This is a genomic window from Agrobacterium sp. 5Ca39 (genome assembly GCF_055382365.1).
Genome location: NZ_AP026436.1, coordinates 2399976 through 2420507 on the forward strand (window position 1 = coordinate 2399976; position 20532 = coordinate 2420507).

At 59.1% G+C, this 20532-nt stretch carries 17 protein-coding genes; 10 read left to right on the top strand and 7 right to left on the bottom strand.

Features of this window, described 5'->3' with window-relative positions; all coding sequences use genetic code 11:
• The first annotated feature begins 4 nt into the window (after nucleotides 1-4).
• From leuS to holA, 3 genes are read left to right on the top strand one after another with little or no spacing between them, the layout of a single operon-like run.
• Entirely contained in the window at nucleotides 5-2635 is a 2631-nt protein-coding gene (gene leuS, locus ACZ47E_RS11790) for a leucine--tRNA ligase (protein WP_184288647.1), read from the top strand.
• Nucleotides 2628-3173 carry an LPS assembly lipoprotein LptE gene (gene lptE, locus ACZ47E_RS11795; RefSeq protein WP_006698300.1) on the top strand — a complete coding sequence of 182 codons (546 nt, stop codon included), beginning with the start codon at nucleotides 2628-2630 and terminating at the stop codon, nucleotides 3171-3173. The genes leuS and lptE overlap by 8 nt, the downstream gene beginning before the upstream one ends.
• 11 nt (nucleotides 3174-3184) lie before the next feature.
• Nucleotides 3185-4222 carry a DNA polymerase III subunit delta gene (gene holA / locus ACZ47E_RS11800; RefSeq protein ID WP_464016853.1) on the top strand — a complete coding sequence of 346 codons (1038 nt, stop codon included), beginning with the start codon at nucleotides 3185-3187 and terminating at the stop codon, nucleotides 4220-4222.
• 64 nt (nucleotides 4223-4286) lie between these two features.
• Here holA and fdxA read toward each other — a convergent pair whose 3' ends face one another.
• The 4 genes from fdxA to ACZ47E_RS11820 all read right to left on the bottom strand — a co-directional run bounded on the left by fdxA (nucleotide 4287) and on the right by ACZ47E_RS11820 (nucleotide 9961).
• Nucleotides 4287-4625 carry a ferredoxin FdxA gene (gene fdxA, locus ACZ47E_RS11805; protein ID WP_004444038.1) on the bottom strand — a complete coding sequence of 113 codons (339 nt, stop codon included), beginning with the start codon at nucleotides 4623-4625 and terminating at the stop codon, nucleotides 4287-4289.
• Between the two features lie 158 nt (nucleotides 4626-4783).
• A complete protein-coding gene (locus ACZ47E_RS11810) occupies nucleotides 4784-5200 on the bottom strand; it encodes an RNA-binding S4 domain-containing protein (protein WP_004444041.1) in 417 nt (138 codons plus the stop codon).
• Nucleotides 5201-5204: 4 nt separating this feature from the next.
• Entirely contained in the window at nucleotides 5205-8288 is a 3084-nt protein-coding gene (locus ACZ47E_RS11815) for a helicase-related protein (RefSeq protein WP_278067481.1), read from the bottom strand.
• A 458-nt stretch (nucleotides 8289-8746) separates the two neighbouring features.
• Nucleotides 8747-9961 carry a ubiquinone biosynthesis hydroxylase gene (locus ACZ47E_RS11820; protein ID WP_464016854.1) on the bottom strand — a complete coding sequence of 405 codons (1215 nt, stop codon included), beginning with the start codon at nucleotides 9959-9961 and terminating at the stop codon, nucleotides 8747-8749.
• An 86-nt stretch (nucleotides 9962-10047) separates the two neighbouring features.
• Between ACZ47E_RS11820 and tesB the strand changes: the two genes are divergently transcribed.
• From tesB to ACZ47E_RS11850, 6 genes are all read left to right on the top strand, one after another.
• Nucleotides 10048-10932 (top strand): acyl-CoA thioesterase II, encoded by an 885-nt coding sequence (gene tesB, locus ACZ47E_RS11825; protein WP_278067074.1) that lies wholly within the window; start codon nucleotides 10048-10050, stop codon nucleotides 10930-10932.
• Nucleotides 10933-11143: 211 nt separating this feature from the next.
• A complete protein-coding gene (locus ACZ47E_RS11830; protein ID WP_004444057.1) occupies nucleotides 11144-11494 on the top strand; it encodes a P-II family nitrogen regulator in 351 nt (116 codons plus the stop codon).
• Nucleotides 11495-11523: 29 nt separating this feature from the next.
• On the top strand, nucleotides 11524-12870 hold the full coding sequence (locus tag ACZ47E_RS11835; protein ID WP_278067075.1) for an ammonium transporter: 1347 nt from the start codon (nucleotides 11524-11526) through the stop codon (nucleotides 12868-12870).
• 273 nt (nucleotides 12871-13143) lie between these two features.
• Nucleotides 13144-15807 carry a DNA translocase FtsK gene (locus ACZ47E_RS11840; RefSeq protein ID WP_278067076.1) on the top strand — a complete coding sequence of 888 codons (2664 nt, stop codon included), beginning with the start codon at nucleotides 13144-13146 and terminating at the stop codon, nucleotides 15805-15807.
• A gap of 47 nt (nucleotides 15808-15854) precedes the next feature.
• On the top strand, nucleotides 15855-16580 hold the full coding sequence (locus ACZ47E_RS11845; protein WP_051634373.1) for a LolA family protein: 726 nt from the start codon (nucleotides 15855-15857) through the stop codon (nucleotides 16578-16580).
• Between the two features lie 158 nt (nucleotides 16581-16738).
• Nucleotides 16739-17542: an exodeoxyribonuclease III gene (locus ACZ47E_RS11850; RefSeq protein WP_278067077.1), complete on the top strand. Its 804-nt coding sequence runs from the start codon at nucleotides 16739-16741 to the stop codon at nucleotides 17540-17542.
• Nucleotides 17543-17574: 32 nt separating this feature from the next.
• Here ACZ47E_RS11850 and ACZ47E_RS11855 read toward each other — a convergent pair whose 3' ends face one another.
• Both ACZ47E_RS11855 and ACZ47E_RS11860 read right to left on the bottom strand, forming a co-directional pair.
• Nucleotides 17575-18030: a cyclic nucleotide-binding domain-containing protein gene (locus ACZ47E_RS11855; protein WP_004444071.1), complete on the bottom strand. Its 456-nt coding sequence runs from the start codon at nucleotides 18028-18030 to the stop codon at nucleotides 17575-17577.
• A gap of 117 nt (nucleotides 18031-18147) precedes the next feature.
• Nucleotides 18148-18831 carry a response regulator transcription factor gene (locus ACZ47E_RS11860; RefSeq protein ID WP_004444073.1) on the bottom strand — a complete coding sequence of 228 codons (684 nt, stop codon included), beginning with the start codon at nucleotides 18829-18831 and terminating at the stop codon, nucleotides 18148-18150.
• A 183-nt stretch (nucleotides 18832-19014) separates the two neighbouring features.
• Between ACZ47E_RS11860 and ACZ47E_RS11865 the strand changes: the two genes are divergently transcribed.
• On the top strand, nucleotides 19015-19518 hold the full coding sequence (locus tag ACZ47E_RS11865) for a L,D-transpeptidase family protein (RefSeq protein WP_035208077.1): 504 nt from the start codon (nucleotides 19015-19017) through the stop codon (nucleotides 19516-19518).
• A 70-nt stretch (nucleotides 19519-19588) separates the two neighbouring features.
• Here the strand turns inward: ACZ47E_RS11865 and ACZ47E_RS11870 are convergent, their stop codons facing one another.
• Complete coding sequence (locus ACZ47E_RS11870) at nucleotides 19589-20158, bottom strand: CarD family transcriptional regulator (RefSeq protein WP_004444078.1); 570 nt, start codon at nucleotides 20156-20158, stop codon at nucleotides 19589-19591.
• Nucleotides 20159-20532: the final 374 nt, after the last annotated feature.

Below are 20532 nucleotides of genomic sequence, written 5' to 3' on the forward strand. Positions count from 1 at the left end.
GACAATGGCCATCGAACGTTACAATCCTCGCGACGCCGAGCCGCGCTGGCAGCAAAAATGGAACGAAGACAAGGTCTTCGTGACAGACAACAGCGATCCGCGTGAGAAATATTACGTTCTGGAGATGTTTCCCTATCCGTCGGGTCGCATCCACATGGGCCATGTCCGCAACTATGCCATGGGTGACGTCGTCGCCCGCTACAAGCGCGCCCGCGGTTTCAACGTCCTGCACCCGATGGGTTGGGACGCCTTCGGCATGCCGGCCGAAAATGCGGCCATGCAGAACAAGGTTCATCCCAAGGACTGGACCTACCAGAACATCGCCACCATGCGCGGCCAGCTGAAATCCATGGGTCTGTCGCTGGACTGGACACGCGAATTCGCGACCTGCGACGTGGAATATTACCACCGCCAGCAGGCGCTGTTCGTCGATTTCATGGAAAAGGGTCTGGTCTATCGCAAGCAGTCCAAGGTTAACTGGGACCCGGTCGACCATACGGTTCTGGCCAACGAGCAGGTCATCGACGGCCGCGGCTGGCGCTCCGGTGCGCTGGTCGAACAACGCGAACTGACGCAATGGTTCTTCCGCATCACCGATTTCAGCCAGGACCTGCTGGACGAGCTGGACACGCTGGATCAGTGGCCCGAAAAAGTGCGCCTGATGCAGAAGAACTGGATCGGCCGTTCCGAAGGCCTGTCGCTGCGCTGGCAGACTGTTGCTGACACGGCACCGGAAGGCTTCTCTGACATCACGGTTTACACCACACGCCCCGACACGCTGTTCGGCGCCTCCTTCCTGGCCATTGCAGCCGACCACCCGCTGGCGAAAGAACTGTCGGAAAAAAATCCTGCGATCGCCGAATTCTGCGATGAATGCCGCCGCCATGGCACGTCTCTGGCCGCGCTGGAAACGGCTGAAAAGAAGGGCATCGATACCGGCGTCAAGGTCGTCCATCCGCTGGATCCGACCTGGGAACTGCCGGTCTACGTCGCCAATTTCGTGTTGATGGATTACGGTACGGGCGCGATCTTCGGTTGCCCCTCCGGCGACCAGCGCGACCTGGACTTCGCCCGCAAATACGGCCTGCCGGTCGTGGCGGTCGTCGCCCCTGAGGGCCCGGATGCGGAAAGCTTCACGGTCGATGACACCGCCTACACCGACGACGGCGTGATGATCAATTCCGGCTTCCTGAATGGCATGAAAACGACGGATGCCTTCGAGGCAGTCGTGCAGAAGCTGTCTGCGCAGACGCTGGGCAACGCGCCTCAGGCCGAGCGCAAGGTCAATTTCCGTCTGCGCGACTGGGGCATTTCCCGTCAGCGTTACTGGGGCTGCCCGATCCCGGTCATTCATTGCGAAGTCTGCGGCGTCGTGCCGGTTCCGAAAAAGGACCTGCCCGTCAAGCTGCCCGACGATGTGACCTTCGACGTGCCCGGCAACCCGCTGGACCGGCATCCGACCTGGCGTCACGTCGCCTGCCCGCAATGCGGCCATGACGCGCGTCGTGAAACCGACACGATGGACACCTTCGTCGATTCCAGCTGGTATTACACGCGCTTCACGGCACCCTGGGAAGATGCACCGACCGATCCGAAGGTCGCCAACCACTGGCTGCCTGTGGATCAGTATATCGGCGGCATCGAGCACGCGATCCTGCACCTGCTCTATTCGCGCTTCTTCACCCGTGCGATGCGCGAAACAGGTCATGTCGATGTCAAGGAGCCGTTCAAGGGTCTGTTCACCCAGGGCATGGTGGTTCATGAGACCTACAGCCGCGGTGAAGGCACTGCACGCGAATGGGTGCCACCTGCAGATCTGCGGATTGAGGAAACCGACGGCACACGCCGCGCCTTCCTGCTGTCATCAGGCGAAGAGGTGAAGATCGGCTCGATCGAGAAGATGTCGAAGTCGAAAAAGAACGTGGTCGATCCCGATGATATCATCGCATCGTACGGCGCCGATACCGCACGCTTCTTCGTGCTTTCGGACTCGCCGCCGGATCGTGATGTGATTTGGTCCGAATCGGGCGTCGAGGGCGCAAACCGCTTCGTTCAGCGCGTCTGGCGCATCATCGGTGAAGCTGCCGAGGAGCTGAAATCCGTCAGGCCGAAGCCTGCAACCGAGGGTGAAGGGCTGGCGGCCTCCAAGGCGGCCCACAAGACGCTGAAGGCTGTTCAGGAAGATCTGGACAAGCTCGCCTTCAACAAGGCCATTGCCCGCATCTATGAACTGGTCAACGCGCTCGCCGGTCCGCTTGCGGATGTCGCGGCGGGTGGCAAGTCCGACGACGTCAAGGCAGCAGCGCGTGACGCCGTCGAAATCCTGATCCGCATCATCGCCCCCATGACGCCACACCTGGCGGAAGAATGCTGGTCGGCGCTGGGCAATGAAGGCCTGGTGGCTGAGACGCCATGGCCGACCTTCGTGCCGTCGCTGGTGGAAGAAAACGATGTGGTCATGCCCGTGCAGGTCAATGGCAAAAAGCGCGGTGAATTGACAATCGCGCGCGATGCGGATCAAGATGCGGTCCGCGCGGCTGCCCTTGCTCTGGACGCCGTCAAATCTCTTCTTGCCGGCGGCGAGCCCAAGAAAGTCATCGTGGTTCCGCAGAGGATTGTGAACATTGTTGTCTGACGTTTTTTCGAGATGGAGCCGCGTCGCGGCAGCAATTTCCGTCGTGATGATGGCTGGTCTTCTGGCGGGCTGCCAGGTGCGCCCGCTCTATGGCGAGGCTTCCGGGACCAAGGAAAGGCTGGCGGCCGTCAGCGTCTCCGATATCGGCGGCAGAGTTGGACAGGAAGTTCGCAACCAGCTAATCTTCCTTCTGGCTGGCGGCGCTGGGCAGCCGACGACGGCGCAATATAACGTCAAGGTTTCGGTCAGCTCGAGCGCTTCCTCGACAGAGGTGCAGAATTACGACCTAACCACACGGACGAACAACAATTACGACGGGCCGTATCCAGGCCGTGTCATCATGAGCGGCCAATACGTGTTGACGCGCATTTCCGACGGTCAGATCCTGCGCTCCGCACGCCGCAGCGTGACGGCGCAGGTGGATCTGCCACAGCAGGAATTCGCCAAGATCCGGGCGACCCGCGACGCCGAAAACCGTGCGGCGCGCGAACTTGCCGAAATCATCCGCACCGATATCGCCGCCACGCTCGGCCGCTGAGAGCGGCGGCCGTGGCGGAGATAAAGTCCCATGAATTCGAGCGCTTCGCCGAGAATCCGGCGGAGCGCTTTCGCGTTTTCGTGCTCTACGGTCCGGATCGCGGTCTCGTATCAGAACGCGCAACCCTCATCGCCAAAAAGACGGGTATAGATCCCGACGACGCTTTTGCGTCGCTGAAACTGACTGCGTCCGATCTCCAGGGCGACCCGGGGCGTTTGCTGGATGAGGTGAACGCCATTGGTCTTTTCGGCGGCGAGAAACTTGTCTGGGTCAAGGGCGCGTCAGCTGAAAAGGCGCTGGTGGATGCCCTCCAGATTCTGGCGGAAACGCCGCCGGAAGCGAGCTTCCTTATCATCGAAGCAGGCGACATCAAGAAGGGCACGGGGCTGCGCAAGATCGCGGAACCGGCTCGATCCATCGCAGCCATTCCCTGTTACGCGGACGATGCGCGCGCACTGAACGCGTTGATAGACCAGGAACTTTCGGGCGACAATTTGCGTATCGCGCCTGCCGCGCGGCAACGGCTTATCGAATCGCTGGGGGGCGACCGTATCGCTTCACGAAACGAAATCCGCAAGCTGGCACTTTATTGCCGCGGCGCAGAGGTAATCGAGGAAGACGATGTTCTGGCCATCATCGGTGATGCCAGTACGGTTTCAGCCGATGACGCCGTTGACGCCATCCTGAAGGGTGACAGAAACGCGTTTTTCCATGCCACTCAGAAGATCATTTCTTCCAAGACGCCGATCTTCCTCGTGCTTCAGGGGTGCCTCAAGCAATTCCAGCTGCTCGATCAGATGCGCGCCGAGATGGACGAGAAAAAGCAGCAGGCCGGTCAGGTCATGCAGACGCTTGGACGTCATATCCATTTTCGCCGGAAACCGGTCATCGAAAGAGCGCTGCGCACATGGCAGCCAGCGGCGATCGCGCGCGAGATGAACCGACTGCAGGCGGCCATCCTGCAAAGCCGCCAGCGCCAAAGTCTGGAGGAAAGCGTGGCCCTACTGACACTATCATCCACCACGCTGCAATCCGGCCGCGGCGGATAAACAAAAGCCCTCGTGCAGACGAGGGCTTTTCAAATGTTGGTGCAAGACCGTCGCAAATCTGCGGTCAGTCGCCCTTGCCGGGCTCAGCAGAGAAATAAAGCTCCAGCTTGCCTTCGACACCATCCATTTCCTTGGCTTCCGGCATCGGGTCGCGCTTGATGGTGATGTTCGGCCAGATCGCGGCATATTCCGCATTGAGCTTCAGCCACTTGTCGAGACCCGGCTCCGTATCGGGTTTGATGGCCTCGGCAGGACATTCCGGTTCGCACACACCACAGTCGATGCATTCGTCGGGATTGATGGCGAGGAAATTTTCGCCCTCGTAAAAGCAGTCGACAGGGCAGACCTCAACGCAATCGGTATATTTGCAGCGGATGCAATTGTCGGTCACGACATATGTCATGATGAACTCCAGAATATGCAGGCCGGGTCTTTGGGCTTCGGAACACAAGCCGTCGCCCGGAATTCAGACAGGGCAATTTCGCAAGTGACGTAATGCCTTTGCTTGCAGATAGCAAGGATAAACAATTCTGAAAAACGGTGCTGACTTGGAGGTTTATTCTAATCTGTACTGCCGTCGCTGTCGGACAGAAACCTGTCGAGCGCTCTGCGCTCCTTTTTCGTCGGGCGTCCGCTGCCCGGCTGGCGCATTGCCTGCTCAAGGAGTGTCAGCCTGTCGGAAGGCTCCTTCGGCGGCGTCTGATCGTCATAGAGAAGTCTGGCTTCTTCATAGGGGCCGCGCCGCGTCCCGCCCGACTTCACCACCACGACCCTATCCATCCGCTCGAAGCTTATTTCCAGCCTGTCGCCGGGCTTCACCGCATGACTGGGCTGGCGGACGACGACGCCATTGATCTTTACCTGTCCCGACTGAACGTAGCTCTGGGCGAGCGAACGGGATTTAGCCATGCGAGCAAAGAACAGCCACTTGTCCAGACGCTGACGCGTGCTTTCCAGTGGCTGTTCGCTGTTTCCCATAGGCTTACTTCTTCAGCTGCTCCTTGAGGGCAGCGAGCTTTGCGAAAGGCGAATCCGGGTCCAGCGGCTTTTCCTTGCGCGGTGGCTTGGCCTCGAAACGCTGCTGGCCCTGCGGCTTTCCGCCACGGTCGCTGCGTTCCGGCCTGTCCTTGCGCTCGCTACGATCATGACGATCATTATTGCGGTTGTTGCCGCGATCGGGACGGCCGCCGTCACGCTTGCGCTCGCCCTCGCCGCCACGATTGGCTGCGTCGCGATTTGCCCCGTCGCGATTGTCACGGCGGCCTTCGCCGCGTCGCTCGCCTTGCTCGCGCGCTGTCTGCTCACGACCCTGGCCACGATTGCCGGGACGACGGTTTTCACCACGCTGGTTTTCATTGCGGCCACCCGGACGCCACAGAAGCACGGGCTTCGGCTCGGCGGCCTCACCGCTTTCCGCCGGAGCCGCTTCATTTGCAGCAGCCTCTTCACCGGCGGCTTCCGCGACCGGCGCCTCGGTAACGTCGCCTTCCACAACAGCAACCGCTTCGGAGGCCTGCTCTTCGGAAGCCGGCTCGTCCTGCTCGGTCTCAGCGCTATCCTCTTCGCCCGCCGTCGTTTCTGGGGCAGCCGGCACAGTGGCGCCTGCCTGGCTGGCGAGGAAGGCCTGCGCCTCTTCCGCCGTCACCTGATCGGCACGGTAACCGAGGCCCTTGAGGATTTCTTCCATGTCATCGAGCGTTGCGCCGAGAATGGAAAGCATCGCGGTCGTCGTCGTGAAACGACGGCCATCATAAGCACCTTCGGGGCGCGGCTGCTGGCCGGGCTTCCACTGCAGCAGCGGACGGATGAGATCGGCCAAGCGTTCGAGAATGTCGATACGCACCGCGCGCTTTCCGAGGAAACGGAAACCGGCAAGCTTGTAGAACATGCGCTCGTAGCTGGCATCCGTAACGACCGAGGTGCGGCCTGCAGCCAGGACGGGAATAAGGTCGCCATAACCCGGTTTGCCAAGACCATCATTCTTCAAGGCCCAGAGCAGCGTCACAAGTTCTGCCGGAGCAGGCTTCAGGAGCGCAGGCAAAAAGACATGATAGGCGCCGAAACGCACGCCGTAACGTCGCATGGAAGCACGCGCGTCCTGATCCAGCGACTTCACGTCTTCCGCGACGTCACGACGGAACAGCACGCCGAGATTTTCAACCAGCTGGAAAGCGAGACCCTTTGCGAGACCCTGAAGGTCTTCCGCGCGGGAGATATCATCCAGCGGCTTCAGCACGGTTGCGATCTGGTGGTTGACGAAACGCTCGATCCGCGCGAGCGCGTGATCACGGGCATTACCGCTCAGCTGCTCGTCGGCCAGCAGGATCACCCGCGGCTTCATGATATTGTCGCCGGCCGAAAGACGGGCAACCGGCTCGCCCAGCCAGCGAACCAGACCATCGGAGCTCAAAGCGAGATCGCCATTTCCACTGGCGTGCAGACGCGCGGCACGCGCCTCGTATTCGAGTGCGAGCGCCTTCTGCGCCGCAGCCTGCACGGCCTTCTGATCCGGCCCTTCCATTCCCGGCACCGGCGTGAACCGGAACCCGGCCAATTGGCCGACGTGATGACCTTCTACGAAGACATCACCATTTACACTGATTTCAGCTTCAAGCATCGCATTCTCTCTCAGGCGCCTCATGAGCACAGATGTCCTGCGATCAACAAAGCGTTTCGTCAACCTTTCATGTAGCGCATCGGACAATCGATCCTCGATTTCCCGAGTCTTTTCTTGCCAGTGTGTCGGATCGGCAAGCCATCCTGGGCGGTTCGATACATAAGTCCATGTTCTGATCTGCGCAATCCTCGCAGACAAGGTATCGATCTCTCCATCCGTGCGGTCGGCGCGACGCACCTGTTCGGCCATGAAATCCTCGTTCACCGTACCGCGCTTGACGAGGTCGAAATAGAGCGTGGAGATCAGATCCGCATGCTGCGCCGGCGCGATACGGCGATAGTCCGGAAGCGCGCAGGCCTCCCAGAGCTTTTCCACCCGTGCATCGGTCGTCGTCACGTCGATGATTTCGGGATAACGGGACAGATACTCCAGCGCCTGCTGGTCGATGGCCGGCAGGGCGCGCGAAAGCCCCTGGATCGCCGGCGCAGCGTCAAGGCTCGCACGCAGATTGGCGATAGAGGAAAAATCGAAGTTTTTCGTCCGCCACTGCAACACCTTCACCGCATCGAACCGATGCGTCTCAATCCGCTCCACCAGTTCGTCATCGAACGGGTCGACACGGCCTGTCACCCCGAAGGTGCCGTCACGAAGATGGCGGCCGGCGCGGCCGGCGATCTGGCCGATTTCGCCCGGATTGAGATTGCGGAATTGATAACCGTCGAATTTTCGGTCCTGCGCGAAAGCGACGTGATCGACATCAAGGTTAAGGCCCATGCCGATAGCGTCCGTCGCGACCAGATATTCGACATCGCCGGACTGATAGAGACCCACCTGCGCATTGCGCGTGCGGGGCGAAAGCGCGCCTAGCACAACGGCCGCGCCGCCCCGCTGGCGGCGCACCAGTTCGGCAATGGCATAGACCTCATCGGCGGAAAAAGCGACAATCGCCGTGCGCTGCGGCAAGCGGGTTATCTTCTTCTGGCCGGCATAAAAAAGCTGTGACAGACGCGGTCGCTCCACCACGGTAATTCCCGGCAGCAGCTTTTCGAGGATCGGGCGCATCGTGCCCGCCCCCAGCAGCAGCGTTTCCTCCCGACCGCGCAGATGCAGAACCCGGTCGGTAAAGATATGCCCGCGTTCGAGATCGCCTGCCAGCTGCACCTCATCGATTGCAACGAAGGCGGCCGTCGTTTCGCGCGGCATTGCTTCCACTGTGCAAACGGAATACTTGGCTTTTGGGGGTGAGATTTTTTCTTCGCCGGTTATCAGCGCCACATTGGGCGCCCCCACCTTTTCGACCAGACGGGTATAGACCTCGCGCGCCAAAAGGCGCAGCGGCAGGCCGATGACACCGCTGCCATGCGCCACCATACGCTCAATCGCGTAATGGGTCTTGCCGGTGTTGGTGGGGCCGAGAACGGCCGTGACACCGCGGCCGCTCAGGATCATGGGGCGAAAATTCAACGTACTATCCGCGAATCGACTTCATCTGCTTGGCGTGCCACCCACATCAACGGTACGGGCCGCACGCACCACACATGGCAACGCCTGCCGACAAAGGCAATAGGCCTCACCCGCAAAGTGCTACAAGGCAACCAGTCGACGAAAATTTCCATTTCGATTCAGATAGTTGAACAAGAAAAAAGAATCCGGCGAAAATGAAATCGATTCGGCTGCGGAACAGTCTGCGAACGAATCGAATACGAATCGCTGACTCCTCGTGATTCAACTTTTGTTCTCCGCAATATCTGGTTGGCGAAGTCACGGCCTCTACCAGATTATGAATCCGGATAAGTCCTTGGCCGGATTCGGCATTACGGTAAAACCGCCGGTCGGAAAATCCGGGAATCGGCTGTCAAGCGCCAATCCCGGAAAAGCCGTTCCGAAGCCAGCACCACAAGCCGAGATCAGAGTGCCTCACCGGTGAGCAAGCGCGGCGCATGTGCATCCGTGGTACCGGCGGCCTGGCCAATGAAATAGGATTTGAGACCCGGCAAACGATCCACCACGCCGAGACCGAAATCGCGCATGATGCGAATGGGACCGACATCATTGGAGAACAGCCGGTTCAGCACATCCGTGGTCACCCCCATCCGCAAGGTGTCGAACCGGCGCCAGGACTGATACCGCTCCAGAACATTGAGGGAGCCGATGTCGAGGCCGAGACGGTCAGCTTCAACCACGGTTTCGGCCAGAGCCGCCACATCCTTGAAACCCAGATTGAGGCCTTGACCCGAGATCGGGTGAATACCGTGCGCCGCATCACCGGCGAGCGCGAAACGCGACGCGACGAAGGACCGTGCCAAAGTGAGACCCAGCGGAAAGGCGCGTCGGGGACCGACAGGGCGGATCGTGCCGAGCTTGTGGCCGAACCGGCGCTCAAGCTCCTCCTCGAACACCAGGTCGTCAGCGGCCACAAGCCTGTCGGCGTCGGCGGTGCGTTCGGTCCAGACAAGCGAAGACCGGTTTCCCTTCAACGGCAGAATGGCGAAGGGTCCGGATGGCAGGAAATGCTCCTCGGCGCAGCCTTCGTGCGGTCGCTCATGCTCAACGGTCGTCACGATGCCCGACTGATCGTAAGCCCAGTGCACCGTCTTGATGCCAGCCATATCCCGAAGAGCCGAGCGAACACCATCACAGGCAATCAGCAATCGCGCTTCGAGCGTCGATCCGTCGGAAAGGTGAATAGCCGTCGACTGCGGTCCTGCGGTAAAATCGGAAACACTGAGGCCGTGGCGGATTTCTATGCCCAGGCGTGCGCAAAGGCCCCGCAACGCGCCTACCAGAGCGACGTTTGGAACCATATGGGCAAAGGGCCGGCCCTCTTCCACAGCGCCGTCAAACGTCAGGAACACGGGACGTACCGGATCGGCGGTTTTCGAATCGGTAACGATCATCTTGTGGATCGGCTGGGCTTCCGGCTCGATCTCGTTCCAGATGCCGAAAACATCGAGCATGCGGGTAGCCGCTGCGATAATGGCGGACGCGCGAACATCCTTTGCCCAGACATCCTCAGGAGCGGCTTCAATTACCTGCACATTCAGATGCGGGGCCGCCTGCTTGATTGCCACAGCAACGGAAAGACCGACATATCCGCCGCCTGCCACCACAACGTCCAGCATCGCGCTTCTCCTCAAATCTTGTGCATGCATCATCGGCGCACTATAGACCATGTGACGTCTTCCTACAGCCGGAGCAGGCCGAAAAAATGTCGCATCCCTTGCAATCGTCAGACCCGATGGCAAATCTCATCGCCACGCTCGATCTTGAGAAGCTGGAAGAGAACCTTTACCGGGGCGAAAGCCCGCAGATCGGCTGGCAACGGGTTTTTGGTGGTCAGGTCATTGCACAGGCCCTGATCGCCGCGCAAAGAACCGTGGATGACGATCGCTTCGTGCATTCGTTGCACGCCTATTTCATGCGTCCCGGCGACCCGCTGGTGCCCATCGTCTACCAGGTCGAGCGTATTCGCGATGGCGCCAGTTTCTGCACCCGTCGCGTGGTCGCCATCCAGCACGGCAAAGCCATTTTTTCCATGTCGGCGTCGTTCCAGATATTCGAGGACGGTTTTACCCATCAGATCAGGATGCCTGATGTGACGCCGCCTGAAAAACTGATGAGCGAGGAACAGATGCAGGCGGCTTTCCTCGCAAAGGCGCCCGCTTCGATCCGCAACTACTGGAGCAACAAGCGGCCGATCGAGATCAGGCCGGTCTCGCTGACCCACTACATCTCAAAAGAAAAGCTGGAGCCGCAGCAGGATATCTGGGTCCGTGCCGTTGGAAGCGTACCTGACGATCCGCGCCTGCAATCCGCCATTCTCGCCTATCTCTCCGACATGACGCTGCTGGACACCTCGCTCTATGCCCATGGCACGACGATCTTCGATCCTTCGATCCAGGTGGCAAGCCTGGACCACGCCATGTGGTTTCATCGTCCCTGCCGGCTGGAAGATTGGCTGCTCTATACACAGGACAGCCCCAGCGCCTCGGGCGCGCGTGGTTTGACCCGTGGCAATATTTTCACCAGACAGGGTGATCTGGTCGCCTCCGTGGCGCAGGAAGGTTTGATCCGCAAAAGGGCAAATGATTAAATAAAGTGCGTTTTCTAAAAATCGCACATTTTATAGACGCAAAATTCGCCGACAAATGCCCCTTTTTCAGACGTCCGTCATATAAACATTACATTTCAATAAGTTAGTTACACACTCAAAACTGGCACGCCCTTTGAATGTATGTCCGCAGTCGCTGTTACTGATCTGCCAGCGGCAGGAGAGTCGGCTCCGTGCCGAGGACAAACAAAGGATGGGAAACCAGATGAAAATTGTGATGGCCATTATCAAGCCGTTCAAGCTGGATGAAGTGCGCGAAGCACTCACCGGCGTCGGCATCCAGGGCCTGACCGTGACCGAAGTAAAGGGTTACGGGCGCCAGAAGGGACATACCGAGATTTATCGCGGCACGGAATATGCGGTGAGCTTCCTTCCCAAGCTAAAGATCGAGATCGCTGTTCCATCCGACGTCGTGGACAAGGCCGTCGAAGCGATCGCATCTGCGGCAAAGACCGGGCAGATCGGCGACGGCAAAATCTTCGTTTACTCAATTGAACAGGCCGTGCGCATCCGTACCGGCGAAACCAACACAGAAGCGCTTTGAAGCACGGCTGACAGGGGAGTTTTCTAGCTATGCAACTCAACAAGTTTTTGACGCTCGGCAAGCTGGGCGCAACAGCGACGGCCCTGATGGCCCCGGCCATCGCCTTTGCCCAGGATGCAGCGCCGGCCGCAGCCGCAGCGCCTGTTCCGGAAAAGGCCGACACAGCCTTCATGTATGTCGCCACAATCCTCGTGCTCTTCATGATCCTTCCGGGTCTGGCGCTGTTTTACGGCGGTCTCGTCCGCACGAAGAACATGCTCTCCGTTCTCATGCAGTGCACGGTCATCACCGCTGTCATGATGCTCATCTGGGTCATCTACGGTTACTCTTTCGCCTTCGGCGGCGGCACCGGCCCTTACTTCGGTGGCTTCGGCAAGCTGTTCCTGTCGGGCGTTTCGCTTGACAGCACCTCGGCAACCTTCTCGCAAGGTGTCGTGATCTACGAATACACCTTCATCGCCTTCCAGATGACCTTTGCGGCCATCACCCCGGCGCTGATCATCGGTGCCTTCGCGGAACGCGTGAAGTTCTCCGCCGTCATCCTCTTCACCATCCTGTGGGCCACCTTCGTGTATTTCCCGATCGCCCATATGGTCTGGGACGCAAACGGCCTGATCTTCGGCATGGGCGCTCTCGACTTCGCCGGCGGCACGGTCGTCCACATCAATGCCGGTATCGCAGGCCTGATCGGCGCGATCATGGTCGGCAAGCGCACCGGCTTCGGCAAGGACATGATGGCTCCTCACTCCATGACACTGACACTCGTCGGTGCAGCCATGCTGTGGTTCGGCTGGTTCGGTTTCAACGCCGGCTCCAACCTCGAAGCATCGGGTGGTGCGGTTCTCGCAACCATGAACACCTTCCTCGCAACCGCAGCCGCCATTGTTTCCTGGTCGCTGGTTGAAAGCTTCACCCGTGGCAAGGCATCCATGCTGGGCGCCGCGTCGGGCATGATCGCCGGCCTCGTTGCCGTCACACCTGCTGCAGGCTCGGTTGGCCCGATGGGTGCCATCGTTCTCGGCCTCATCGTCTCGCCGATCTGCTACTTCTTCGTCTCCGTGGTGAAGAACAAGTTCGGTTACGACGATACCGCTGACGTCTTCGGCGTTCACGGCATCGGCGGCATCATCGGCGCACTCGGCACCGGCATCTTCACCTCGCCGCTACTCGGCGGCACCGGCAAGCCCGAATTCTCCATCGCCTCGCAGCTCTGGACGCAGTTCGTGGCCGTCGCCATCACCATCGTCTGGTGCGCCATCGTCTCGGCAATCCTTTACAAGATCGTCGATGTGATCGTCGGGCTCCGCGTCCCGGTCGAAGCCGAGCGCGAAGGTCTGGACCTCGCCACCCACGGCGAAGCCGCTTACCACTCCTGATTCCGGGAAAATGGGGTTCTCCATCCCCATCCCCGAAAGAAAGGCCCGTTTCGACGGGCCTTTTTCTTTGCCGCCAGCCCGCCGTAACGCAGCCGTCTCAAAGCACAAATCCGCTCGAACGCTCACCCGAAAATGCTCTGATCTCCTCAAAAAACCGCATGGTTAACACGACATTAACCAGCTGGCGGTTAGTTTTCCCTGTCAATCCGGGATCAGGCCGTGTGCCGGATCTCGCCGAAACCAAAAAATGACGGGTTCAGGGACATGGGCAGAATGCATTCTCCGACATTCGATGGTCGTCACACACGTTTTGTGCTGACGGCGTTTTTCGTGCGGCAGATTATGGCTCTGGCCGGTTTCGCTCTGCTTGCCACGATTGCACTCGGTATCGCCGCGCTCGCGACGTGGAATGTGGCAGATCCGAGCCTGTCCTATGCCACAGGAAACCAACCAACCAATCTCCTGGGCTACGGCGGCGCGATCTTCGCGGATATCGTTATGCAGTTCCTCGGGCTTTCGGCCATCATTTCCCTGCTGCCGGTCATTGCATGGGCGATCGCCCTGATCGCCGGCCGCAAGCTGCAGCGCATACCCGCCCGCCTCGTGGCCTGGATCGCAGGCGCGATCGTCTGCGCCGCGTCCCTCGGCTGCTTTCCGGCTCCCGTCACCTGGCCGCTGCCGAACGGTATCGGCGGCGTGATCGGCGACATGATCCTTCGTTTCCCCGCCCTATTCATCGGCGCTTATCCCACGGGCACCGTTGCGACGATACTTGGGGTAATATTCGCCGCGCCGGCTGCCTGGCTCATGCTGTTTGCCGCAGGCATTGTCGGCGGTCTGGACGATGAACTGGAGCGTGAGGAACCCGCACCGGTCGTCAGCAAGGCCCGCGCCGTCCGCGAGGCGGAAGAGGAAGACGAGGATGATGGCGAGGGTTTCTTCGCCAATATTCTCGCCTTCGGCGCACTGACGCACTACTGGTACATCACCCAGGCCCGTTTTCGTCGCCTGTTCGGCCTGAAGTCGAAATCGCTGCATGACGAATTCGAACATCCCTATGATTTCAACGAGTATGAATTCGGCACGCTAAACGAGCCGTCGCGCCTCAAGACTGCGATCAACCGTCTCGACCAGCGCGCGGAACCCTCTTTCGAAGAACGAACTGCATCGCGTCGCCAGATGTCTCCTCCCTCCATCGCGCCCGGTCATGAAGACGATGGGGACGGCGAGCCGTCCTTCGGTACTGACGAGGCCCGCCTGCCAAGTGGCATCCTTTCCGATGACGACGTCGACCAGAAATTCACTGCCCGACAGGCGCCGGGACGCGGACAGACGAAAATAACCGCTCCTTCGGCACGCCCGAAGCCCAGTGAGCGTGTGGCACGCGAAGCACAGGCCTCTTTCATCGCCGCAGACGGTTTCCAGCTTCCTACCGTTCATCTTCTGGCGGAGCCCAAGAACATTGTTCGCGACAATACGCTAAGCGAAGAGGTGCTCGAGCAGAACGCCCGTCTTCTCGAGGGGGTTCTTGAAGACTTCGGCGTCAAGGGTGAAATCATTCATGTCCGCCCCGGCCCGGTCGTCACCCTTTACGAACTGGAACCGGCACCCGGCATCAAATCGTCGCGTGTCATCGGCCTCGCGGATGATATCGCCCGCTCCATGAGCGCGATCGCTGCCCGCGTCGCCGTTGTTCCCGGCCGCAATGCCATCGGCATCGAACTGCCGAACCAGACCCGCGAAACCGTGTTCCTGCGCGAACTGATCGGCAGCCGCGATTTCGAAAACAGCAAAGCCAAGCTTGCCATGGCGCTCGGCAAGACCATCGGCGGCGAACCCGTCATCGCCGATCTCGCCAAGATGCCGCACCTGCTCGTTGCAGGCACCACCGGTTCGGGCAAGTCCGTTGCCATCAACACCATGATCCTGTCGCTGCTTTACCGCATGTCGCCGGAACAGTGCCGCCTGATCATGATCGACCCGAAAATGCTGGAACTGTCGATCTATGACGGCATTCCGCACCTGCTTTCTCCCGTCGTCACGGATCCGAAAAAGGCGGTCGTCGCGCTCAAATGGACGGTGCGCGAGATGGAGGAGCGCTACAAGAAGATGTCCAAGATCGGCGTGCGCAATATCGACGGCTTCAACAGCCGCGTGCAGCAGGCGCTCGACAAGGGCGAGATCCTCACCCGCACGGTGCAGACCGGTTTCGACCGCCAGACCGGCGAGGCAATCTACGAAACGGAAGAGTTCGATCTGAAGCCCCTGCCCTATATCGTCGTCATCATCGACGAGATGGCCGACCTGATGATGGTGGCCGGCAAGGATATCGAAGGCGCGGTGCAGCGTTTGGCGCAGATGGCGCGTGCTGCCGGCATCCATGTCATCATGGCCACCCAGCGCCCCTCCGTTGATGTCATCACCGGCACGATCAAGGCCAATTTCCCGACCCGCATCTCATTCCAGGTCACCTCGAAGATCGACAGCCGCACGATCCTTGGAGAGCAGGGCGCCGAGCAGCTGCTCGGCATGGGCGACATGCTCTATATGGCTGGCGGCGGACGCATCCAGCGTGTGCACGGGCCCTTCGTTTCCGACAATGAAGTGGAAGAGATCGTCGCCTATCTCAAGACGCAGGGCTCGCCGGAATATCTGGAAGCGATTACCGAGGAAGAAGACGAGGACGGCGCTGGCGCAAGCCCGGCCGGCGGCGGCAGCTTCTCGGATTCCGAGGACCCCTACGATCAGGCCGTGGCCGTCGTACTTCGCGATGGCAAAGCCTCCACCTCCTATGTGCAGCGTCGTCTCGGCATCGGTTACAACCGCGCGGCATCGCTGATCGAACGCATGGAGCAGGAAGGCATTATCGGCCCCGCCAACCACGCCGGAAAACGCGAAATCCTCGTTCCCACGGAAGCAGATATCATCGAGCGATAATCCGCAACCAAGCGGCGTCGAGAAGCGTTATTACACGCTTTCACGTCATGAAGCCGCCGCGTTTTTCGCGGACAATCGCTGCGATGAAGGAGAACAGAATGAACGACCTGACCACCGGCGAAACGGCCAATGCAAGCGCAGCGCAAAATGGCGTGACGCGGCGTGGGGTGCTGACGGCATTTTCCATGGCTGCCGTGATCGCTGGCATCTCGCCGCTCGACGCCTTTGCCCAGGCAGCCGGCAATACCGCAACGGCACAGAAGATCGCGAACCACTTTTCGTCGGTAAAAACCATGATGGGTGAATTCGTGCAGTTCGGCCCGCGCGGGGAACAGACCGGCGGCAAGTTCTACATCGAACGGCCAGGCAAGCTCCGCTTCAATTATGAAGACCCCTCGCCGATGCGCGTCATCTCCGACGGCAAGAATGTCGTCATCGGCAATATGAAGCTGAAGACATGGGATCTCTATCCACTGTCGAAGACTCCGCTCAGCCTGCTTCTCTCCGACAAGATCGATCTCAGCAACCAGAAGGTCCGGGATGTGAAGGAAGAATCTGACCTGACCACCATCGTCCTCGGTGACAAGAGCGTGTTCGGTGATTCCACCATCACGCTGATGTTCGACCCGAAGACGTTCGATCTGCGGCAATGGACCACGACGGACGCCCAGAACAAGGACACGACAGTCATGATCTTCAACGTTCAGACCGGCGTGAACCTCGATGAACGCGTCTTCAGCATCAATTATGAAGAAGTACGCAAGCGCGGCTGACGCTCCCTGTCGATGTATGCTCTGTGAAGGCGGCTCTCAGGCCGCCTTTTTGATTTTGCCGCTAAAATACATTCCCGTTTTCATCACGATGTTATAAGCCTGCGCCCCGGAAACAGCCTCGAGGCCATGCTTCGAGGCGATAAAAGCGGAGCTCATGTATGTCGTTTTCGATAACTACCTGGAACATCAACTCCGTCAGGCTCAGAATGCCGATCGTCGAGCAGTTTCTGGTGCGTTACAAACCCGACATTCTCTGCCTGCAGGAAACCAAGTGCCCGAATGGCGAGTTTCCGATGAAGCCGTTGAAGGCGCTGGGTTACGAGCACGTGATCATTCACGGCCAGAAGGGCTATCATGGTGTCGCCATCGCCTCGAAAATCCCGCTGACGGAAGATCATCGGCAGGATTACTGCGGAATTGGCGACGCGCGCCATATTTCCGCGACTGTCCAGGTGGGATCGCGCCGCATCCGGCTCCATAATTTTTATGTTCCGGCAGGCGGCGACGAACCTGATCGCTCAATCAATCCGAAATTCGGCCACAAGCTGGATTTCATTGAGGAAATGAAGACATTGCGTGCCGATGGCGTGCCGGGCACCTCTTCCATCCTCGTCGGCGACCTCAATATAGCGCCGCTCGAAAACGATGTCTGGTCGCACAAGCAGCTTCTCAAGATCGTCAGCCACACGCCGGTGGAAACCGAGGGTATGCTGGACATCATGAAGAAGGGCAACTGGCTTGATCTGATGCGGCTGAATGTGCCGGCGACGGAAAAAATCTATACGTGGTGGAGTTATCGCGCCAAGGACTGGGAAGCGGCTGATCGCGGCCGCCGCCTCGATCACATCTGGTCGTCTCAGGATCTCGGCCCGTCGCTTGACAGGATCGAGATATTGCGGGAAGCCCGCGGCTGGAACCGACCATCGGATCACGTTCCAGTCACCGCCCACTTCCGGTTTTGAACCAATGCCGGACGCGGTGATCTGGCGCGCGGTCACATGAAGCGGTTCTGCAAACGGGCCGCACCGGCGGCCAGAGACGCGATATTGTCGCGAATGCGCGCCGAAACGATGTCGGCGACCTCAGGAAACTCTTCCACCAGGCGGTGAAAGAGAATGCGCGTTATCCGGATGACTTCGGAATCCTCCGCAGCCACGGCAGTAAATTTTCTTTCGCAAAGGGTAAAAAGCGCAAGTTCCGAAAGCAGGGCGCCCTTTCCGGGCGTAGCCTGCAGCACGGGCTTGCCGTCCCGTCCGGCTGAAAAAAGCTCGAAATGACCCGACGTCACGGCAAAGGCGCATTCGGCAGGGGAGTGTTCGCGAAACAAGGTCTGTCCCGCCGCGACACGCCGGCGCTCTGCGCCGAAGGCGATGAGCCGCAGCTGATCATCACTGAAGCCCGCAAACAACGGCACTTGCCCCAGCAGCATGATATCGTCGGTCAAGGCCATGTCGATTGTTACTCCGGAAAACCGCCTGCGTTGCTATAGCGGTTTTCCAATATCGGCCTTCAAAACACAAGGTGCTAGAGCAATGCTCAACAACTCGGGGGGACCCCCGGGGGTCTATCAGGGGACGATCTTGTAGCCGCCGTTCTCGGTTACGAGAATCTCGGCATTGGAAGGATCCCGCTCGATCTTCTGACGCAGGCGATAAACGTGCGTTTCGAGCGTGTGGGTCGTGACCCCGGAATTGTAACCCCAGACCTCTTCCAGCAGGACGTCACGCGTCACGACCGTGCTGCCTGCCCGGTAGAGATAACGAATGATCGCGGCCTCTTTTTCCGTCAGCCGGATTTTCTTGCCGTCTTCGGTCGTCAGGAGCTTCTGGCTGGGCTTGAACTGATAAGGACCAACGGTGAAGACCGCATCCTCGCTCTGTTCATATTGACGCAACTGGGCCCGGATGCGGGCGAGAAGCACGGCGAAGCGGAAAGGCTTTGTCACGTAGTCATTGGCGCCAGCCTCAAGGCCGAGGATCGTGTCGGAATCCGTATCGTGACCCGTGAGCATGATGATGGGCGCCTTGAAGCCGCCCTTGCGCAAAAGCTTCACGGCTTCGCGGCCATCCATGTCGGGAAGGCCGACATCCATGATGAGTAGATCGACCTGCGAAGTTTTGGCGGTCTGCATCGCCTGTGCGGCGTTTGCGCCGCTCAACAGCGAGAATTCCTCATAGGGAGACAATTGCTCGGTCAGCGTCTCCCGAAGATCGTCGTCATCGTCCACGAGAAGGATAGTGCGAGCCGTCATTCGGATTCTCAGCCTTTCTTACTTTAATCGTCAGCCAATTCAGCGGTTTGCCGGTAAAAGGTCAACCCATTGCCATCACATGATGAAGTGCTATGACTTCACGTTAAATAACCTGCAAAGCAAAATCTCGTGAAAAACATGAGCAAACGTCCCGTAGAACAACGTAAACGCGCATCAACGCTCATGGTTCGGCCAGCTCCTTTGAAAATCAACCGGGCCATCGTTCAGCTCGGCCATCTCACATTTCCGGCTGCCATCGGGCGCAATGGCCGTACTGCACGAAAACGAGAAGGTGACGGAAAGTCGCCGATTTCCTTGACCCGCCTGCTGCATGGCTTTTATCGCGGCGACCGCATGTCCGCCATCACGACTGCCCTGCCGATGCAACGTACGCGGAAATCGATGCTGTGGTGTGATGAGCCCGGCAACCCCAATTACAATAGGCTGGTCAAAGCACCTTTCGCGCCGAGCCACGAGGACATGATGCGCACAGATGGCCTTTACGATGTCTGTCTCGTGCTGGACTGGAACGTCACCTCAAGAAGCCGCAACCGCGGCTCGGCAATCTTCATGCATATGATTAGGCCGGGATATGAACCAACAGCAGGTTGCGTAGCACTGCATCCCCGCGACATGCGGCGCGTCCTGCCGCATCTGCGCAAAGGCACGAAAATCCGCATCTTGTGAATTAAGCCGGCACTTGGACAACAAAAAACCCGCCATAAAGGCGGGTTTTTTAGAAGGAAGAAACCGGCGATTACGCGGCTTCGTCCTGAGAATCGTCTTCCTCGACAGCCTTGCCGCGCTTGGGGCCCTTGGCAAGGTTGACTTCCACCAGGCGAACAGCCTCGGTTTCGGACATCTTGTTGACAGCGGCGATTTCGCGCGCCATGCGGTCGAGAGCGGCTTCGTAAAGCTGGCGCTCGGAATAGGACTGCTCAGGCTGGTTTTCCGCGCGGTAAAGATCGCGAACGACTTCCGCGATCGCGATGAGATCGCCGGAGTTGATCTTCGCATCATATTCCTGCGCACGGCGCGACCACATGGTACGCTTCACACGTGCCTTGCCCTGCACCACTTTCAGCGCCCGCTCGACAAAATCGCCTTCGGAAAGCTTGCGCATGCCGATGCTGACGGCTTTGGCGACGGGAACTTTAAGACGCATCTTGTCTTTTTCGAAATCAATGACAAAAAGCTCAAGCTTCATGCCGGCGACTTCTTGTTCCTCGATGGCAGAAATGGTACCGACACCATGAGCGGGATACACAATCGCTTCACCGGTTTTAAAGCCGTGATGTGCTGGAGATTTCTTCTGCTGGGTCGTCATTCGTTCTAAAAACTCCCTGTTACATACCCGGGGATGCCGGGGTTGGGTCGGTCAGGCCCTGATGAGACGGGGGAACCGTCAGGTGATTCCGCACTGGTCCAGCCGTGCACGCAAAAATACACCTTCCCGCCTCGCGGGGTTCGATAACGTAAACGCTCGATATGTCACGGAAACCGCGTGCAAAAGAGGTGTTGCTTTCGTGGTGTTTTTGGGCACACAAATGCCGCGCTGTGGATCAGTGTTGTTGGTGTACCACAAAAATAGGCGCAAATCAATAATTTGCTTCAACCGTGGCCGCAACATCACATTGCGGCTCAAGAACCGCTTAAAAATTAGCCCAAAAATACTGTCGTATGCTTCTAAACTGAGCCTCG

Bases quoted from the DNA above. Each gene is read 5' to 3' on its own strand.
- ACZ47E_RS11815 (WP_278067481.1), bottom strand. From the start codon at position 8,288: ATGATCCTGAGCGGCCGCGGTGTCACGGCCGTTCTCGGCCCCACCAAC.
- ACZ47E_RS11830 (WP_004444057.1), top strand. From the start codon at position 11,144: ATGGGAAACCAGATGAAAATTGTGATGGCCATTATCAAGCCGTTCAAG.
- ACZ47E_RS11840 (WP_278067076.1), top strand. From the start codon at position 13,144: ATGCATTCTCCGACATTCGATGGTCGTCACACACGTTTTGTGCTGACG.
- ACZ47E_RS11850 (WP_278067077.1), top strand. From the start codon at position 16,739: ATGTCGTTTTCGATAACTACCTGGAACATCAACTCCGTCAGGCTCAGA.
- leuS (WP_184288647.1), top strand. From the start codon at position 5: ATGGCCATCGAACGTTACAATCCTCGCGACGCCGAGCCGCGCTGGCAG.
- ACZ47E_RS11810 (WP_004444041.1), bottom strand. From the start codon at position 5,200: ATGGGAAACAGCGAACAGCCACTGGAAAGCACGCGTCAGCGTCTGGAC.
- ACZ47E_RS11855 (WP_004444071.1), bottom strand. From the start codon at position 18,030: ATGGCCTTGACCGACGATATCATGCTGCTGGGGCAAGTGCCGTTGTTT.
- tesB (WP_278067074.1), top strand. From the start codon at position 10,048: ATGTCGCATCCCTTGCAATCGTCAGACCCGATGGCAAATCTCATCGCC.
- ACZ47E_RS11845 (WP_051634373.1), top strand. From the start codon at position 15,855: ATGAAGCCGCCGCGTTTTTCGCGGACAATCGCTGCGATGAAGGAGAAC.
- ACZ47E_RS11860 (WP_004444073.1), bottom strand. From the start codon at position 18,831: ATGACGGCTCGCACTATCCTTCTCGTGGACGATGACGACGATCTTCGG.
- ACZ47E_RS11870 (WP_004444078.1), bottom strand. From the start codon at position 20,158: ATGACGACCCAGCAGAAGAAATCTCCAGCACATCACGGCTTTAAAACC.
- ACZ47E_RS11835 (WP_278067075.1), top strand. From the start codon at position 11,524: ATGCAACTCAACAAGTTTTTGACGCTCGGCAAGCTGGGCGCAACAGCG.
- ACZ47E_RS11865 (WP_035208077.1), top strand. From the start codon at position 19,015: ATGGTTCGGCCAGCTCCTTTGAAAATCAACCGGGCCATCGTTCAGCTC.
- fdxA (WP_004444038.1), bottom strand. From the start codon at position 4,625: ATGACATATGTCGTGACCGACAATTGCATCCGCTGCAAATATACCGAT.
- ACZ47E_RS11820 (WP_464016854.1), bottom strand. From the start codon at position 9,961: ATGCTGGACGTTGTGGTGGCAGGCGGCGGATATGTCGGTCTTTCCGTT.